Raw genomic sequence first — 15,819 nt, 5'->3', positions numbered from 1 at the left:
CCGTACCGCCCGCAGCGCGAGGGCCGGCCGCGCCGGTCGGTCGTCACTGCGCCCGGAAGGTCCAGGGGTCGGTGACGATGGTGCTCACCCGGGTCTCGACCCGGTCGCCGAAGGCGTCCTGAAGCCGGGTCGCCAGCACCGGCAACCAGGTCCACTCGGCCGCCCAGTGGGCCACGTCGACCAGCGCCGGGCCACCCTTCTCGAGGAATTCGCTGGCCGGGTGGTGGCGCAGGTCGCTGGTGACATAGACGTCAGCCCCGCTCGTCGCCAACGCGTCCAACAGGAAGTCGCCGGCACCACCCACGACCGCGACCCTCGACACCGGTCGATCGGGGTCGCCGGCCACCCGCACACCATGCTCGGTCGCCGGCAGCGCCGCCGCCACCAAAGCGGCGAACTCCCGCAGGGTGGTGGGCGGCACCACTCCGACGCGCCCCGTGCCACTGCCCAGATCGGCGTCGGCGACGACGATCGGCTCCTGCTCGGCCAGCCCGAGGGCCGTGGCCAGCGCCTCCGAGACACCACCGGGCGCGAGGTCGGCGTTGGTGTGCGCGACCAGCAGCGCACAACCAGCATCGGAGAGGTGCTTGAGGGTCCGCCCCTTCGGCGTCGTCGCCGGGAAGCCATGAACCGGACGCAAGAACAGCGGATGGTGGGCCACCAGCAGGTCGGCGCCGAAGTCGGCAGCCTCCTCGGCCACCGGCCCCACTGGATCCACGGCGAGCAGGATCTTGCCGACCTCGGCCGCAGGGTCGCCGTACACCAACCCGACCGCGTCCCACTCCTCGGCCGTCGACGGTGGATACCAGCCATGGATCAGGTCGACGACCTCGCAAAGCAACGGCATAGCCGCAGGCTACGCAGTGCCGTCGAGCATCGGGAGCAGTGGGCGCAACAGGGATCGAACCTGTGACCGCTGGTTTGTAAGACCAGTGCTCTACCGCTGAGCTATGCGCCCCGTGCCACTCGGCGGGTCAGCCTACCGGCCGGCCTGGGTAGAGATGGCCGGGGTGGAAATAGGTCGAGCCGCTGGCGTCTCGGGTCACCAGCGGCTCGACAGGAAGAACGGTACACGACATCGCCGGCACATCAAGTGCTATCTCCACATTTCCCGCGGGGTTCGTGGACCGATCCCGACATCACTTCGCGCGGTTCGCGACGGAAACCGTAGGAATTCCGCGCCGAGGCCACGGCGAGGTCGGGGTCGGCACCCCTGCAGAACCCTCAGAAATGAGTCGAACCGCTGGCGTCTCGGGTCACCAGCGGTTCAACGAGACCAACAGTAGCCCGGACGTCGGGCCGACGCCAAGCATTCCCGCCGAATCCGGCGAAAAATCTCCGATGTGGTCCAGACCACTCCGATTCAGGACCTCGAGCGACGCTCCAGGACAGCGCTTCAGGACAGCGCCTGTAGCTGCGTCAGGTGCTCGCCTAGGTCGCGGCCGTCGGGCATCGCGTTGTGCACCGACCAGCGCACGATCCCCTCCTTGTCCAGGATGTACGACGACCGCTGGGCGCAGCCGACCCGCTCGTCGAAGACGTCGTACGCCTTCGCCACGCTGCCGTGCGGCCAGAAGTCGGAGAGCAGCGAGAAGTTCAGCCCGTCGGCGTCAGCGAAACTGCGCAGAGAGTAGATCGGGTCGCAGGAGACGGCCACGGCCTCGGTGTCGAAGGTGATGAACTCGTCGAGTCGGTCGCGAATGCCCGACATCTCCCCGGTGCACACCCCGGAGAAGGCGAACGGGAAGAAGAAGATCACCACGGCCTTCGACCCGCGGAACGACGACAACGTGACGTCCTGCCCGAACTGGTCGCGCAGCGTGAAGTCGGGCGCCGGTCCGCCGATGGTCAATCCACTCATGGATGGCATCTTGTCAAAGCGACGGTCAGGAGCTCGGCGGCAGGTCGACCTTGCGCACCTTGCCCGTGGCGTTGCGGGGCAGCTCGTCGAGGAAGACGACACGACGCGGCACCTTGTAGCGCGCGAGGTTGGCCCGCACCCAGTCGCGCAGCTCCTCCTCGGTGACCTCGGGGTCGGTGAGCACGACATAGGCCACCAGTCGCTGGCCATAGGCGTCGTCCGAGACGCCGACCGCCGCCGCCTCGTCCACGCCGGGATGGCGCGCCAAGCAGCGCTCGACCTCGGACGGGAAGACGTTCTCTCCCCCGGAGACGATCATCTCGTCGTCTCGGCCCTCGACGTAGAGGCGACCGTCGAGCCCGATCCGACCGATGTCGCCGGTCTCCACCAGCCCGTCGAGCATCTGCTTGCTGCCCCCGCCCGTGTAGCCGTCGAACACCTGCGAGTTCCCGACGAAGATACGTCCGGGCACTCCGGGCGGCAGGCGCTCACCGTCCTCGTCGACGATCCGCACCACCGTCCCGTGCGGCGACCGGCCGGCAGACGCCGGCGCCATGCGCAGGTCATCCGGGGTGGCGATGCTGCCATAGGCGACCTCGGTCGAGCCGTAGACGTTGTAGAGGTTCTCGCCGAAGCGGCCCATCCACTCCGTCGCCAGCTCGCCCGGCAGCGCGGAACCCGAGGCCACCACGGCGCGAAGGCAGCTGACGTCGTGCAGGTCGAGCACGTCGTCGGGCAGACCGAGGATCCGTTGCAGCATCACCGGCACCACGATCAGGCCCGCACACTGCTCGTCCTCGATCGCCCGCAGGCAGTCGACGGGGTCGAAGTGCCGGCGCAGCACGATCGGCGAGCACAACAGCATCCCGAGACCCATGTTCGCCAGCCCCCAGGTGTGGAACAGCGGGGCGGCCACATGGAGCCGCCAGCCGTAGCGCAGGGGGATCCGGTCGAGGAGCGCCACGGCGGCGCCGATGCCGACCTCGTCGCGGGCTGCCCCCTTGGGCTCGCCGGTCGTGCCGGAGGTCAAGATGACGAACCGTGCGGCCCTGCTCGGTGGGGCCAGATCGTCGGTGAGGTACGACGACGCGACGGCGCCGAGACCGTCGTGATCGCCCTCCTCGCGCCACGCCACGAGCGTCGCGCCCATCTCCGCCCCGGCGAGCAGGTCGGCGAACTCCTCGTCGTGCACCACCACCGTCGGGTTCTCCCGCTCGATCACGCCGGCGAGCTGCGGGCCGGCGAAGCCGGTGTTGAGGAAGAGCACATCCGCGCCCAGCTTGGCGGCGGCGATGGTCGCCTCCACGAAGCCGCGGTGGTTGCGGCACAGCAGCGCCACCCGACCGCCGCCGTCGACCCCTCGCGCGGCGAGGGCACGCGCGAGGGCATTGCTGCGCGTGTGCAGCTCGGCATAGGTCAGCTGGCCGATCTCGTCGATCAGGGCGACAGCGTCGGGTGCTCGCAGGGGCAGGGTGGCGAAGCCTCCGGCGGGGCCGGTCCCCCAACGCAGCAGCGCCGTGCTCATCGCCGCCAAGGTGAGCGGGTTGGTCGGTCGAATGACCCGGGACTCGGTGAGCACCTTGGCGGTGACGCCGACCGTCACTGCCCGTCCCAGCAGACCGTCCAGGGTGAACCGGCCCGAGGGCAGTGAGGGCAGCGGCATCGAGCGGCCGCCGTCAGCCCTGCGTCTTCGGCGCGACCAGACGGGTGGCGCCCCAGTCCTTGCTGACCGCAGCGGTGGTGGTCAGGGCCAGCCCGGCGATCTGGGCTGCTTCGGTGATGTCGGCCGCCTCGATCGCGCCCGATCGGCCCACCTTGGGGGTCAGCAACCAGATCACGCCGCCGCCTACCAGGTCGGTCAGCGAGTCGACCAGTCCGTCGACGAGGTCGCCGTCCTCGGCTCGCCACCACAGCAGCACGGCGTCCACGACGTTGCCGTAGTCGCCGTCGACCATGTCGGCGTCGAGGGCATCCTCGACGGCCATCCGCAGATCGTCGTCGGTGTCGTCGTCCCAGCCCAGCTCCTGGACCACCATGGCGGGCTTGAACCCCAGCCTGGCCCCGGGACCCGCCAGCCCGTTGGGTCCTGCTCCGCCCGCCTGTGCGGAGCCTCCACCCACCGTGGCGCTCACTGCGACACCTCCTGCCCCGCCGCCTCCGCGGGCCTGCTCAACATCACTGCGCACGCCGGTCGGCAGCGCATCGGTGGCAGTAGTCCACCGGAGAACCCTGCCCGTGCGCAAGGCCCGTTGGGCTCCCGGCCCGACCGTGGGACGATGTGGCGGTGACCAACCACAGCGCCTCCCACCACAGCCCGGGCCGCACGGTCATCCACCAGGGGATGCCCACCCAGCTGCCTGACATCGATCCGGACGAGACCCACGAGTGGGTCGACTCCTTCGACGCGATGGTCTCCGATCGTGGTCGGGACCGGGCTCGCTACGTCATGCTGCGCCTCTTGGAGCGAGCCCGGGAGCAGCAGGTCGGCGTGCCTGCGTTGAGCAGCACCGACTACATCAACACCATCCCGCCGGAGCGGGAGCCGTGGTTCCCCGGCGACGAGGACATGGAGCGGCGGATCCGACGGCTGGTCCGCTGGAACGCCGCCGTGATGGTCTCCTCGGCCAACCGCAAGGGTCTCGAGGTCGGCGGTCACATCGCGTCCTATCAGTCGGCTGCCTCTCTCTACGAGGTGGGCTACAACCACTTCTTCCGGGGCAAGAATCACCACGGCGGTGGCGATCAGCTCTATATCCAAGGTCATGCCGCGCCGGGCATATATGCCCGCGCCTACCTGATGAAGCGGCTCACCGCCGAGCAGCTCGGTCACTTCCGGCAGGAGGTCCAGCACGGCCGCGGGCAAGGCCTGTCGTCGTACCCTCACCCCCGGCTGATGCCCGACTTCTGGGAGTTTCCGACGGTGTCGATGGGGCTGACCGCCCTGAACTCGATCTATCAGGCGAGGTTCAACCGCTACCTGCACAACCGCGGCATCAAGGACACCTCCCAGCAGCACGTCTGGGCGTTCTTGGGCGACGGCGAGATGGGCGAGCCGGAGTCGCTGGGCGCGATCGGTCTGGCCGCCCGCGAGGAGCTGGACAACCTCACCTTCGTCATCAACTGCAACCTGCAGCAGCTCGACGGTCCCGTCCGCGGCAACGGCAAGATCATGCAGGAGCTCGAGGCGTTCTTCCGGGGCGCCGGGTGGAACGTCGTCAAGATCGTCTGGGGTCGGCAGTGGGACGACCTGCTCGCCCGCGACGTCGACGGCGTGCTGGTCAACCGGATGAACAGCACGCCAGACGGTGAGTTCCAGACCTACTCCGTGGAGTCTGGCGCCTACATCCGTGAGCACTTCTTCGGCGGAGACGCCCGGCTGCGCACGATGGTCGAGCACCTCACCGACGAGCAGATCGAGGCTCTCCCGCGGGGTGGCCACGACTACCGCAAGGTGTACGCCGCGTTCCATGCCGCCACGCAGCACGTCGGCCAGCCGACGGTGATCTTGGCCCACACCGTCAAGGGGTGGACCATCGACGCGCTGGCGGGCAAGAACGCCACCCACCAGATGAAGAAGCTCGACACCGGCGCACTCAAGCAGTTCCGCGATCGACTCGAGCTCCCCGTCAGCGACCGCGAGATCGACGAGGCCTACGAGGCTGACGGCTCGGCGCCGTTCTACCACCCCGGCGAGCCCAGCGACGTGCTGGAGTATCTCCGCGACCGCCGCCGTGAGCTCGGCGGCCCGGTGCCCGAACGCCGCGTCAACCCACGGCCGCTCAAGCTGCCCGGCGACGAGGTCTATGCCGAGTTGAAGAAGGGCTCCGGCAAACAGAAGGTGGCCACCACGATGGCCTTCGTTCGTCTGCTCAAGGAGCTGATGCGCGATCCGGAGATCGGACAGCGCATCGTGCCGATCGCCCCGGACGAGTTCCGCACGTTCGGCATGGACGCGATGTTCCCGACCGCGAAGATCTACAACCCGCACGGGCAGACCTACGAGTCGGTCGATCGCAAGCTGCTGCTGGCCTGGAAGGAGTCCGCCCAGGGCCAGTTGCTCCACGAGGGCATCTCCGAGGCCGGATCGGTGTCCTCCGCGATCGCCGCCGGGTCGTCGTACGCCACCCACGGCGAGCCGATGATCCCGGTCTACATCTTCTACTCCATGTTCGGGTTCCAACGCACCGGTGACTCGATCTGGGCGATGACCGACCAGCTGGCCCGAGGGTTCCTGATCGGAGCGACCGCCGGTCGCACCACGCTGACGGGAGAGGGGCTGCAGCATGCCGACGGACACTCGCCGCTGCTGGCGGCGACCAACCCGGCCGTCGTGCACTACGACCCGGCGCTCGCCTACGAGGTCTCCCATATCGTCCAGGACGGGCTGCGGCGGATGTACGGCTCCTCGCAGGAGCATCCCCACGGTGAGGATGTCGTCTACTACCTGACCGTCTACAACGAGCCGATCTCGCAGCCGGTGGAGCCCGAGAACCTCGATGTCGACGGGCTGCTGCGCGGCCTCTACCACGTGGCCGTGCCGCCTGCGGGTCTCCCCGACGGCGCCCCGCGGATCCAGCTGCTAGCAAGCGGCATCGGCTTCTCCTGGATCCAGCAGGCGCAGCAGATGCTCGCCGACGAGTGGGGGGTCGCGGCGGACATCTGGTCGGTCACTTCGTGGAACGAGCTGGCCCGCGACGGTGGCGCCGTGGAGAAGTGGAACCTGCTCCACCCCGACGAGCCGCGCCGCACGCCGTACGTCAGCACCAAGCTGGCCAACGTCGAGGGCCCGGTCGTGGCCGTCTCCGACTACATGACCGCGGTCCCCATGCAGATCGCCCGCTGGGTGCCCCGCGACTACCGCGTCCTCGGGGCGGACGGCTTCGGCTTCGCCGACACCCGCGCCGCCGCGAGGCGCTTCTTCAACATCGATGCCGAGTCGGTCGTCGTCCAGGCCCTCCAGGCCCTCGCCGACGCCGGCGAGGTCCCCGCCGAGGTCGTCAGCAAGGCCTTCACGCAGTACCGCATCGACGACCCCACCGCCGTCCGTGGTGTTGCGCAGGAAGGTGGCGACGCCTGACCCGGGTCGGGCCAGCCGACGGATGAGCACCGCCGTCGCCCGTCGGGGCAGGTGGGTGGTGGCTGCCGCGGTGTTACTGCGTCTCCCGCGGTCCTATGGTGGCAAAGTGGCCCGTATACCGGCCCCTCGCCCACGACAACACCGCGGCAGACGGGACCGGAGCGGCGGCGCAGAGTCCGTCACTCCGCGGGAGCGACGCGGCGGAGCTGGGCGAGGTCGTGCAGGTCCTGCTCGCGCGGTGGATAGCCGCCGTGCAGCAGGCGCTGGTGCGCCACGGTGAGACAGGGGACGTCACGGTCGCGGATGTGGCCGATGGTGAAGACCGAGGCGGGATAGTCGTACGTCGTGTCGTCGGGGCCGGCTTGGACGCCGTTGCCCTCCTCGTCGAGGACGACCGGGTGCACGTCGACCCAGCGGCCATGGCCGGCCGCGAGCTCGAGCCGCACCGGGAGCCAGTCGGTCTCGGGGAGGTAGCCGAGCTCGGTGAGGAGGTCGAGGCAACGCTGCATCGCCTCGGCATCCACGAGCAGGTCCAGGTCGCGGTGCTCCCGGGTCTGCCGGCCCACCAGGGCGGCCACGCCCCAACCTCCGGCGGCCCAGTAGGTCACCCCACGCTCGGAAAGACCGTCCAGCACGATCCGCACGTCGGCCCAGCGCATCGTCAGGCCGTCGGGACGTGGTCGAGCGGCTGCACGGGCGCGTGGCCCGCTTGGGCACGGTGCAACTCGATGTCGCCACCGCGGCGCAGATGCGCGCGCCACTCGTCCCGGTCGAACTGCGCCGGTCGGGTCCGTCGGACGAAGTCGCCCAGGATCTTCACGAACCGTTGGGGATGGTCCCGGTGAGGGAAGTGGCCGGCGTTGGGCACCAGCGCCACCGTCGCGTGTGGAGCAAGGGTCCGTGCCGTCTCGGCGTGCTTCGCGGGGATCACCCGGTCCTGCTCACCCCAGATCACGCACATCGGGATGTCGTCGGTCAGGTAGGCCCGATCGCTGGTCGTGATGATCTGACCCCGCCAGTCCACCACCGCCCGCGCCACGTGCCGGATCGCGGTGCGGGTGCGCGCGTCCTTCATCGAGTCGAAGATGGTCGCGACCTCGCCCAAGTCACGGGCGCCCGCCAGTCCCGAGCCAGCAAGGACGCGCAAGCCGTGCACGCCGACATGACGCAGCCCCGGCAGGGTCAACAGACCGGCGACCTGGTGGAACCCCGGCGTGGTGACGACACGCAACGCCGCGGTGACCTCGGGGCCGAACCCACCGGGCGCGACCAGGACCAGTCGCTCGACGAGCTCGGGGTACTGATACGCGAACTGCATCGCGACGCCCCCGCCGAGACTGTGCCCGACGACCGTCGCGCGCTCGATCTCGAGCAGCGCGAGCAGATCCCGCATGCCGTTCGCATAGCCCCCGACGCTGTAGTCGGCCCGCGGTTTGGCCGACTGACCGTGACCGAGCAGATCGGGAGCGATGACGGTGAAGCGACGAGCCAGCGACTCGACGACCGGCGCCCAGGTGGTGTGATCGCAGCCGAGGCCGTGCAGCAACAGCAGCGCCGGACCCGAACCGGCTCGCACGTAGGCGCGGCGGTGCCCGTGCACGGTCGCAAAGCGCACCTGCCCGGTGGCCTGCTCGGCGGCACAGCCCACGCTCGACCCCCATGATCTGACGCCGGATCCGCTGACCCGTCGTGAAGTGGCGTCAGTCAATCACGCTGCCCTCGCCGTCCGACAGCGGCCCGCCGACTCTTGTAGCCTTCCCACGTGTCCGCAGACCCCGTCGCGCCCTCTCGCGAGCGTGCCGCGACGGCGCTGCAGCGGGCTGTCGGAGCCCTCAGCACGACCGCGATGACCCGGATGCACACCGAGATGACCTGGTTCCGCTCGCTGTCCGCCGAGGAGCGCTCCTGGGTGGGCCTGATCGTCCAGGCCGGCATCAAGAGCTTCGTGGACTGGTATGTCCACGAAGCGGGCTCGCCAGGCGATCGCGCCATCGCGGCGACTGTCTTCGGCGCCGCACCGCGGGCGCTGACCCGGGTGATCACGCTGCAGCAGACCGTGGACCTGATCCGGCTCAGCATCGAGGTCGTCGAGAACAACGTCGACGGCATCGTGGAGGTGGCCGACGCTCCGGACGTGCATCGTGCGATCTCCGGCTATGCCCGTGAGGTCGCCTTCGCCACGGCGGAGGTGTACGCCCGGGCGGCCGAGGTGCGCGGCGCGTGGGACGCCCGGCTGGAGGCCCTCGTCGTCGACGCGGTGCTGCGCTCGGAGACCGACGAGGGCGTGCTGTCCCGCGCCTCCGCGCTCGGCTGGACGGCCGACGGGTCGGTCGTCGTCGTCCTCGGCCCGACGCCGGTGCAGCGCGCTGCGACGGACATCTTCGACGAGGTACGACGTCTGGCACGGCAGCTGGACATGGACGCGCTCTGCGCCATCCAGGGCGACCGGCTCGCCGTGGTGCTCGGCGGGGTGGTGGACCCCCTCGTCGCGGCGCGGACCGTGGTCGACCTGTTCGGCCCTGGACCGGTGGTGGTGGGGCCGCTGGCCGACGACCTCCAGAGTGCGCACGTGTCCGCGCGGTCGGCCGTGGCGGCGTACCGCGCCTCCGCCGGTTGGCCCGAGGCACCGCGGCCGGTGCGCAGCGACGAGCTGCTCCCCGAGCGCGCCCTGGCCGGTGATGGTCACGCCCGGCGACATCTGGTCGACGAGGTCTATCTGCCGCTGGTCAGCGCTCGCGGTGCGTTGGCAGGCACGCTGGGGGCGTACTTCCGCTCTGGCGCCACCATCGAGGGCACCGCCCGGGCACTGTTCGTGCACCCCAACACCGTGCGCTATCGCCTGCGTCAGGTCGCCGATCTGACCGGCCTCTCTCCGACCGATCCACGGGCGGCGCTGACCTTGCAGATCGCACTGGTGCTGGGCCGCCAGTCGGGCCGCTCCCCGGAGGACGATGTTTTGTAGGGTTCCTACAAAGATCTAGGGCCGCCTTCGTGCGTCTCGCAGTCCGCCTCCTTCCCCGAGGTTCGGCACAGTGGACTCGTGCTCGTGATCGTTGCGCCCGGGCAGGGCGCCCAATCCCCCGGCTTCTTGATTCCCTGGCTCGAAGATCCCGTCTTCGCCTCCCGGATGGAGTGGCTCTCGACCGTGGCGGGGCTCGACCTCGCCCACTACGGCACCGAGGCCGACGCCGACACCATCCGCGACACCCAGATCGCCCAGCCGCTGCTGGTCGCCACCCCGCTGCTCGCCGCGCTGGAGCTGTTCCCGCACCCCGCGGACGCCTTCAGCAAGATCGGTGGCGTGGCCGGACACAGCGTCGGCGAGCTTGCCGCCGCGGCCGGCGCCCGAGTGATCACCGCCGAGCAGGCGATGGTGCTGGTCCGCGAGCGCGGCAAGGCGATGGCCCAGGCCGCTGCGGCCACCCCCACCGGGATGACGGCGGTGCTGGGCGGTGACCGCGAAGACGTGTTGGCCACCATCGAGCGGCACGGCCTGACCGCGGCCAACGACAACGGCCCCGGACAGGTGGTGGCCGCCGGGACCCTTGAGCAGCTCGCGGCACTCGCCGAGGACCCGCCGACCAAGGCACGGCTGGCACCGTTGAGCGTCGCCGGCGCCTTCCATACCCGACACATGGAGCCGGCCGTCGGCCACCTCGCCCGTCTGGCGCGCTCGGTGTCGACCCACGATCCGCGCACCCCGGTGATCTCGAACAAGGACGGTCAGGTCGTCCACGACGGCCGTGAGGTGGTTGCGCGGATCGTCGGGCAGATCGCCAACCCCGTCCGCTGGGACCTGTGCATGGAGACGATGCTGGACCTCGGTGTCACCGGCCTGCTGGAGATGCCGCCGGCCGGGACCCTGACCGGCATCGCCCGCCGCGCGATGAAGGGCGTGGAGACCTTCGCGCTCAAGACCCCCGACCAGCTCGACGACGCGCGCGCCTTCTGCGAGCGGCACGGCGAGCCGTCGGTCATCGACACCACCCCCACCTGGCGGATGGTGGTCTCACCCGCCAAGGGCACGTTCCGCCTCGACGACACCGCGCGTGAGCAAGATGTGCTGCCTGCCGGTGCCATAGTGGGCTCCGTGGCCAGCCTCCGCGACCAGACCAAGGTCCTTGCCCCCCACGGCGGGCAGGTCGTCGAGTGGCTGGTCGAGGACGGCGACCTGGTCTCACCAGGCCAGCCGCTGGTCCGCCTGCACCCGGAGGGAACCGCCTGATGACCACCATCACTCCCCAGGTGGGCGCGCCGCACGCCGCGATCCTCGGCATCGGCACCTATCGGCCCTCCCGCGTGATTCCCAACTCCGAAGTGATCGACGCGATCGACTCCAGCGACGAGTGGATCCAGCAGCGCTCCGGCATCAGGCAGCGCCGGTGGGCCACCCCGGAGGAGACCGTGCAGATGATGTCGGTCGCTGCCTCGCGCATCGCGCTCGAGCGCGCCGGAGTCAGTGCCGAGCAGATCGACTGCGTGATCGTCGCGACAGTCAGCCACCTGCTCCAGACCCCCGCCGTAGCCACCGCGATCGCCCACGAGCTGGGCACCAACCAAGCCGCGGCCTTCGACATCTCGGCGGCCTGTGCCGGCTTCTGCCACGGCGTCGCGATGGCCTCGGACCTGATCCGGGGCGGCAGCGCCGGGCACATCTTGGTGATCGGCGTCGAGCGGCTCTCCGACCTCACCGACGTCTACGACCGGGGCACCGCCTTCATCTTCGCCGACGGCGCCGGGGCTGCGGTCGTGGGGCCGAGTGAGACCCCCGGGATCGGCCCCGTCGTGTGGGGCTCCGACGGCGAACAGTTCGACCTGATCCGGCAGCGAGAGGACTGGCGTGACGTCGTCGGCACCCCCGAGCAGCCCGGATCGGGCCAGATGCCGCACCTGATCATGGAGGGCAACCCGGTCTTCCGCTGGGCGGTCTTCACGATGGCCAAGGTCGCCCAGCAGGCGCTGGATCGAGCCGGCGTCTCTGCCGACGACTTGGACGTCTTCGTCCCCCACCAGGCCAACATGCGCATCATCGACGCCATGGCCAAGGCGATGAAGCTGCCCGAGGGGGTCCGCATCGCCCGCGACATCGCCGAGCAGGGCAACACCTCAGCCGCCTCCATCCCGCTCGCCCTCGACCGGATGATCGCCGACGGCGAAGCCAAGAGCGGCGACCTCGCCCTGTTCATCGCGTTCGGCGCCGGCTTGGCGTACGCCGCTCAGGTCGTCCTCGTCCCCTGACCACCCCAGATCGACCACCCAAATCGACCACCGACAGATCACCCACCACAGAAAGAGAAGGAAGCCACATGGCCACCACCGAAGAGATCCGCTCAGACCTCGCCGAGATCGTCAACGAGGTCGCGGGAATCGACGCCGACGACGTCCAGCTCGACAAGTCGTTCGTGGACGACCTCGACGTCGACTCGCTCTCCATGGTCGAGGTCGTCGTTGCGTGCGAGGAGAAGTTCGGCGTCTCCATCCCCGACGACGAGGTGAAGAACCTCAAGACCGTCGGTGACGCCGTCGCCTTCATCGAGAACGCCCAGGGCTGACCGCACCTCCGCTGGTGGCGGCGGGAGTCCCGCCGCCACCACACCCCTCACCACCTCACGGATCGGACACCAGTCACCCATGACCTCTCGCCGAGCAGTCGTCACCGGCCTCGGCGTCACCTCGCCCGTCGGCGGTGACGCCCCCAGCACCTGGCACGCACTTCTCGCTGGCACCTCCGGTGTCCGGCACCTCACCGACGAGTGGGCCGCCGACCTGCCCGTCCAGATCGGCGGTCGGGTTGCTGTCGAGCCCACCGAGATCCTCGAGCGGGTCAAGGCACGCCGCCTCGACCGCTCCTCCCAGTTCGCCATGGTCGCCGCACAGGAGGCCTGGGCCGACGCGGGCCTCGATGGCGCCGATGTGGTGCCCGAGCGCCTCGCCGTGAGCATCGCGTCGGGCATCGGTGGTGTCACCACCTTGCTCGGCAACTACGACGCGCTCCGAGACAAGGGACCCCGCCGGGTCTCGCCGCTCGCGGTGCCGATGCTGATGCCCAACGCCCCGGCCGCCAACGTCTCACTGGCCTACACCGCGCGCGCCGCCGTACACGCTCCGACCTCCGCGTGCGCCTCGGGCAACGAGGCGATCGCGATGGCCATCGACATGATCGCGCTCGGCCGCGCCGACGTCGTCATCGCCGGCGGGACCGAGGCGGCCATCCACCCGCTGCCGATGGCCGCCTTCGCCAACATGATGGCGCTCTCGAAGAACCAGGGCGACCCGACCACCGTGTCCCGGCCCTGGGACGTCGCACGCGACGGGTTCGTGCTGGGCGAAGGCGCCGGCGTGCTGGTCCTCGAGTCCGAGGAGCACGCCCGCGCCCGAGGCGCCCGGATCTACGCACTCGCGCTCGGCGCCGGCATCAGCAACGACGCCCACGACATCGCCCAACCCGACCCGGAGGGCCGTGGCGGCACGCGCGCCATCAGGCAGGCCATCGAGGCAGCCGGCATCGCGCCCTCCGACGTCCGCCACGTCAACGCGCACGCGACGTCGACCCCGCAGGGCGACATCGCCGAGGGGCTGATGCTGCACCACGTGCTCGGTGCCGCGGTCGACGACTGTGTGGTCACGAGCACCAAGTCGATGACCGGGCACCTGCTCGGCGGCGCCGGTGCGTTGGAGGCGATCGCCACCGTGCTCGCCCTCCGCGACCGCACCAGCCCGCCCACCATCAACCTGGACAATCTCGACCCAGCGGTGGAGCTGGACATCCCGACCGAGGCCCGCCCCCTCCCGGAGGGCGACATCGCGGCCCTGAACAACTCCTTCGGGTTCGGCGGCGCCAACGTCGCCGTCGCCTTCGGGAGCGTGTGATGACCGCGACCGCCACCGACCAGGAGGTCCCCGCCCCTCGCCCGGCCAAACTGCCCCGCGAGCAGGACCCACGCAACCCCCGGCACCGACTGGCCGCGCTCCTGGACCCGGACACGCTGGAGCTGATCACCCCGGACGACGACTCGGGCATGCTCGCCGCTGTCGGGCGGGTCAACGGCACCCCGGTCGTCGCCTTCTGCTCCGATGCGACCGTGATGGGCGGCGCCATGGGCGACCAGGGCTGCGCTGTGGTCGTCGACGCCTACCACCGGGCGATGACCGACGGCGTTCCGATCATCGGTCTGTGGCACTCCGGCGGCGCCCGCCTCGCCGAGGGGGTGCTCTCGCTGCACGCCGTCGGCCGGGTCTTCCAGGCGATGACCCAGGCGTCGGGCCGCATCCCGCAGATCTCGGTGGTGCTCGGCCCGGCCGCGGGTGGTGCGGCCTACGGCCCCGCCCTGACCGACATCGTCATTCTCGGCCCGGACGGGCGGATCTTCGTGACCGGCCCCGATGTGGTGCGCTCAGTCACCGGCGAGGATGTCGACATGCTCCGCTTGGGCGGACCCGAGCCGCACGGCCGTCGCTCCGGGGTCGTGCACGTGCTCAGCGACAGTGAGGCCGACGCTCTGCAGCGGGCTCGTGATCTTGCCTCGCTGCTAGGCGCCCAGGGCAGCCTCGACGTGGTCGCGGTGGTCGACCGTGACCTGGCGGCCTACCTCCCCGAGTCCCCCAAGCGCGCCTACGACGTCCACCCGCTGGTCGACGCGGTGCTCGACGAGGGCACCATGCAGGAGCTGCACCAGCGCTGGGCCCCCAACATCGTCACCGCTCTCGGGCGCTTCGGCGGCCGCACCGTGGGCGTCGTCGCCAACAACCCGCTCCGGCTCGGCGGCTGTCTCGACTCGCTCTCCGCCGAGAAGGCGTCCCGGTTCGTGCGGATGTGCGACGCGTTCGGCATCCCGCTCATCGTGCTGGTCGACGTGCCCGGCTATTTGCCCGGGGTCGGCCAGGAGTGGGACGGAGTCGTACGACGTGGCGCGAAGCTGCTGCACGCCTTCGGCGAGTGTGTGGTGCCCCGGGTGAGTCTGGTGACCCGCAAGACGTACGGCGGCGCCTACGTCGCGATGAACTCACGCGCGCTGGGCGCCACCAAGGTGTTCGCCTGGCCGGGCGCCGAGGTGGCCGTGATGGGCTCGGTGGCTGCGATCCGCATCCTGCACCGGCGTCGCCTGGCCGAGGTCTCCCCCGACCTGCGACCGCAGGTGGAGGCGGAGCTCGCGGCGGAGCACGAGCGGATCGCCGGTGGTGTGGAGAAGGCCGTCGAGATCGGTGTCGTCGACGAGGTGGTGCAGCCCACGCAGACCCGCGCAGCGATCGCCCACGCCATCCACGACGCCATCCAAGCCCAAGGCGTCCGCCGCGGCGCGCACGGGAACATCCCGCTCTAGGACCTCCCGCGAGAAGAGCGGTTCAGACGACCTGGTGCAGCCACCGCACCGGGGCGCCCTCACCGGCGTGCCGGAACGTCTCGAGCTCGTCGTCCCACGGCTTGCCGAGCAGCTTGTCGATCTCGCCCGCCAGCGTTCCCTCGCCCAGCGCGGCCCGCACGACCGCGGCCTTGAGCCGGTCTTCGGGGATCATGATGTCCCCGTGCAGGCCGGTGACGGCGTGGAAGACGCCGAGGTCCGGCGTGCAGGAGAAGCGGGCTCCCTCGCTGCCCGGCGTGGGCTCCTCGGTCACCTCGAAGCGCAGGTGGCTCCAGCCGCGCAGCGCTGAAGCGATCGCGGCGGCGGTGCCGGCGCCTCCGCTCCAGGAGAGCTCGGCTCGATAACTGCCGGACTGGGCGGGCTGCGGTGTCCAGTGCATGCTCGCGGCCATGCCGAGGACGCCGCCGACGGCCCACTCGATGTGTGGGCACAGCGCCGACGGCGCGGAGTGCACGTAGAGAACGCCCCTCGTCGTCGGACGAACAGCTGCGCTTGCGGTCACCGAGACCTCCTTCATCACC

At 70.3% G+C, this 15,819-nt stretch carries 14 protein-coding genes and 1 tRNA gene; 7 read left to right on the top strand and 8 right to left on the bottom strand.

Features of this window, described 5'->3' with window-relative positions; genetic code table 11:
* Positions 1-43 precede the first annotated feature (43 nt).
* The 5 genes from QM714_RS01865 to QM714_RS01845 form a co-directional block, all read right to left on the bottom strand.
* Positions 44-847 carry a Nif3-like dinuclear metal center hexameric protein gene (locus QM714_RS01865; protein ID WP_415097057.1) on the bottom strand — a complete coding sequence of 268 codons (804 nt, stop codon included), beginning with the start codon at positions 845-847 and terminating at the stop codon, positions 44-46.
* Positions 848-886: 39 nt separating this feature from the next.
* Positions 887-958: transfer RNA gene (locus tag QM714_RS01860), tRNA-Val, on the bottom strand.
* Between the two features lie 438 nt (positions 959-1,396).
* Positions 1,397-1,861, bottom strand: a complete 465-nt coding sequence (locus QM714_RS01855; protein WP_415097055.1) for a peroxiredoxin — start codon at positions 1,859-1,861, stop codon at positions 1,397-1,399.
* Positions 1,862-1,886: 25 nt separating this feature from the next.
* The gene (locus QM714_RS01850) at positions 1,887-3,524 is read right to left on the bottom strand and encodes an AMP-binding protein (RefSeq protein ID WP_415097053.1); all 1,638 of its coding nucleotides are present in this window, start codon (positions 3,522-3,524) and stop codon (positions 1,887-1,889) included.
* A gap of 13 nt (positions 3,525-3,537) precedes the next feature.
* Positions 3,538-3,993: a DUF3052 domain-containing protein gene (locus QM714_RS01845; RefSeq protein WP_415097051.1), complete on the bottom strand. Its 456-nt coding sequence runs from the start codon at positions 3,991-3,993 to the stop codon at positions 3,538-3,540.
* Between the two features lie 146 nt (positions 3,994-4,139).
* Between QM714_RS01845 and aceE the strand changes: the two genes are divergently transcribed.
* Positions 4,140-6,938 carry a pyruvate dehydrogenase (acetyl-transferring), homodimeric type gene (aceE, locus tag QM714_RS01840; protein WP_415097049.1) on the top strand — a complete coding sequence of 933 codons (2,799 nt, stop codon included), beginning with the start codon at positions 4,140-4,142 and terminating at the stop codon, positions 6,936-6,938.
* A gap of 179 nt (positions 6,939-7,117) precedes the next feature.
* Here aceE and QM714_RS01835 read toward each other — a convergent pair whose 3' ends face one another.
* A complete protein-coding gene (locus tag QM714_RS01835) occupies positions 7,118-7,597 on the bottom strand; it encodes a nucleotidyltransferase domain-containing protein (protein ID WP_415097047.1) in 480 nt (159 codons plus the stop codon).
* 2 nt (positions 7,598-7,599) lie between these two features.
* A complete protein-coding gene (locus tag QM714_RS01830) occupies positions 7,600-8,586 on the bottom strand; it encodes an alpha/beta fold hydrolase (RefSeq protein WP_415097045.1) in 987 nt (328 codons plus the stop codon).
* Between the two features lie 114 nt (positions 8,587-8,700).
* Here QM714_RS01830 and QM714_RS01825 point away from each other — a divergent pair, with 114 nt between their 5' ends.
* From QM714_RS01825 to QM714_RS01800, 6 genes are all read left to right on the top strand, one after another.
* Entirely contained in the window at positions 8,701-9,900 is a 1,200-nt protein-coding gene (locus QM714_RS01825; RefSeq protein ID WP_415097043.1) for a PucR family transcriptional regulator, read from the top strand.
* A 78-nt stretch (positions 9,901-9,978) separates the two neighbouring features.
* A complete protein-coding gene (locus QM714_RS01820; protein ID WP_415097041.1) occupies positions 9,979-11,163 on the top strand; it encodes an acyltransferase domain-containing protein in 1,185 nt (394 codons plus the stop codon).
* Positions 11,163-12,176: a beta-ketoacyl-ACP synthase III gene (locus tag QM714_RS01815; RefSeq protein ID WP_415097039.1), complete on the top strand. Its 1,014-nt coding sequence runs from the start codon at positions 11,163-11,165 to the stop codon at positions 12,174-12,176. Before QM714_RS01820 ends, QM714_RS01815 begins: the two co-directional genes overlap by 1 nt.
* A 68-nt stretch (positions 12,177-12,244) precedes the next feature.
* The gene (locus QM714_RS01810) at positions 12,245-12,490 is read left to right on the top strand and encodes an acyl carrier protein (RefSeq protein WP_415097037.1); all 246 of its coding nucleotides are present in this window, start codon (positions 12,245-12,247) and stop codon (positions 12,488-12,490) included.
* Between the two features lie 79 nt (positions 12,491-12,569).
* Positions 12,570-13,808, top strand: coding sequence for a beta-ketoacyl-[acyl-carrier-protein] synthase family protein (locus QM714_RS01805; protein WP_415097035.1), 1,239 nt, complete (start codon positions 12,570-12,572; stop codon positions 13,806-13,808).
* The gene (locus QM714_RS01800) at positions 13,808-15,259 is read left to right on the top strand and encodes an acyl-CoA carboxylase subunit beta (RefSeq protein WP_415097033.1); all 1,452 of its coding nucleotides are present in this window, start codon (positions 13,808-13,810) and stop codon (positions 15,257-15,259) included. The genes QM714_RS01805 and QM714_RS01800 overlap by 1 nt, the downstream gene beginning before the upstream one ends.
* A gap of 22 nt (positions 15,260-15,281) precedes the next feature.
* On the opposite strand, the gene QM714_RS01795 is transcribed toward QM714_RS01800, so the two are convergent.
* Positions 15,282-15,815, bottom strand: coding sequence for a DUF3145 domain-containing protein (locus QM714_RS01795; protein ID WP_415097031.1), 534 nt, complete (start codon positions 15,813-15,815; stop codon positions 15,282-15,284).
* Between the last annotated feature and the right edge of the window lie 4 nt (positions 15,816-15,819).

It is taken from the genome of Nocardioides sp. (genome assembly GCF_047602075.1).
In the GTDB taxonomy this organism is placed as follows: domain Bacteria; phylum Actinomycetota; class Actinomycetes; order Propionibacteriales; family Nocardioidaceae; genus Nocardioides.
This window is presented reverse-complemented; position numbering and strand designations above follow the sequence as displayed.

Coding starts and splice junctions, on each gene's coding strand:
- QM714_RS01865 (WP_415097057.1), bottom strand. CDS start 847: ATGCCGTTGCTTTGCGAGGTCGTCGACCTGATCCATGGCTGGTATCCA.
- QM714_RS01855 (WP_415097055.1), bottom strand. CDS start 1,861: ATGAGTGGATTGACCATCGGCGGACCGGCGCCCGACTTCACGCTGCGC.
- QM714_RS01850 (WP_415097053.1), bottom strand. CDS start 3,524: ATGCCGCTGCCCTCACTGCCCTCGGGCCGGTTCACCCTGGACGGTCTG.
- QM714_RS01835 (WP_415097047.1), bottom strand. CDS start 7,597: ATGCGCTGGGCCGACGTGCGGATCGTGCTGGACGGTCTTTCCGAGCGT.
- QM714_RS01815 (WP_415097039.1), top strand. CDS start 11,163: ATGACCACCATCACTCCCCAGGTGGGCGCGCCGCACGCCGCGATCCTC.
- QM714_RS01810 (WP_415097037.1), top strand. CDS start 12,245: ATGGCCACCACCGAAGAGATCCGCTCAGACCTCGCCGAGATCGTCAAC.
- QM714_RS01805 (WP_415097035.1), top strand. CDS start 12,570: ATGACCTCTCGCCGAGCAGTCGTCACCGGCCTCGGCGTCACCTCGCCC.
- QM714_RS01800 (WP_415097033.1), top strand. CDS start 13,808: ATGACCGCGACCGCCACCGACCAGGAGGTCCCCGCCCCTCGCCCGGCC.
- QM714_RS01795 (WP_415097031.1), bottom strand. CDS start 15,815: ATGAAGGAGGTCTCGGTGACCGCAAGCGCAGCTGTTCGTCCGACGACG.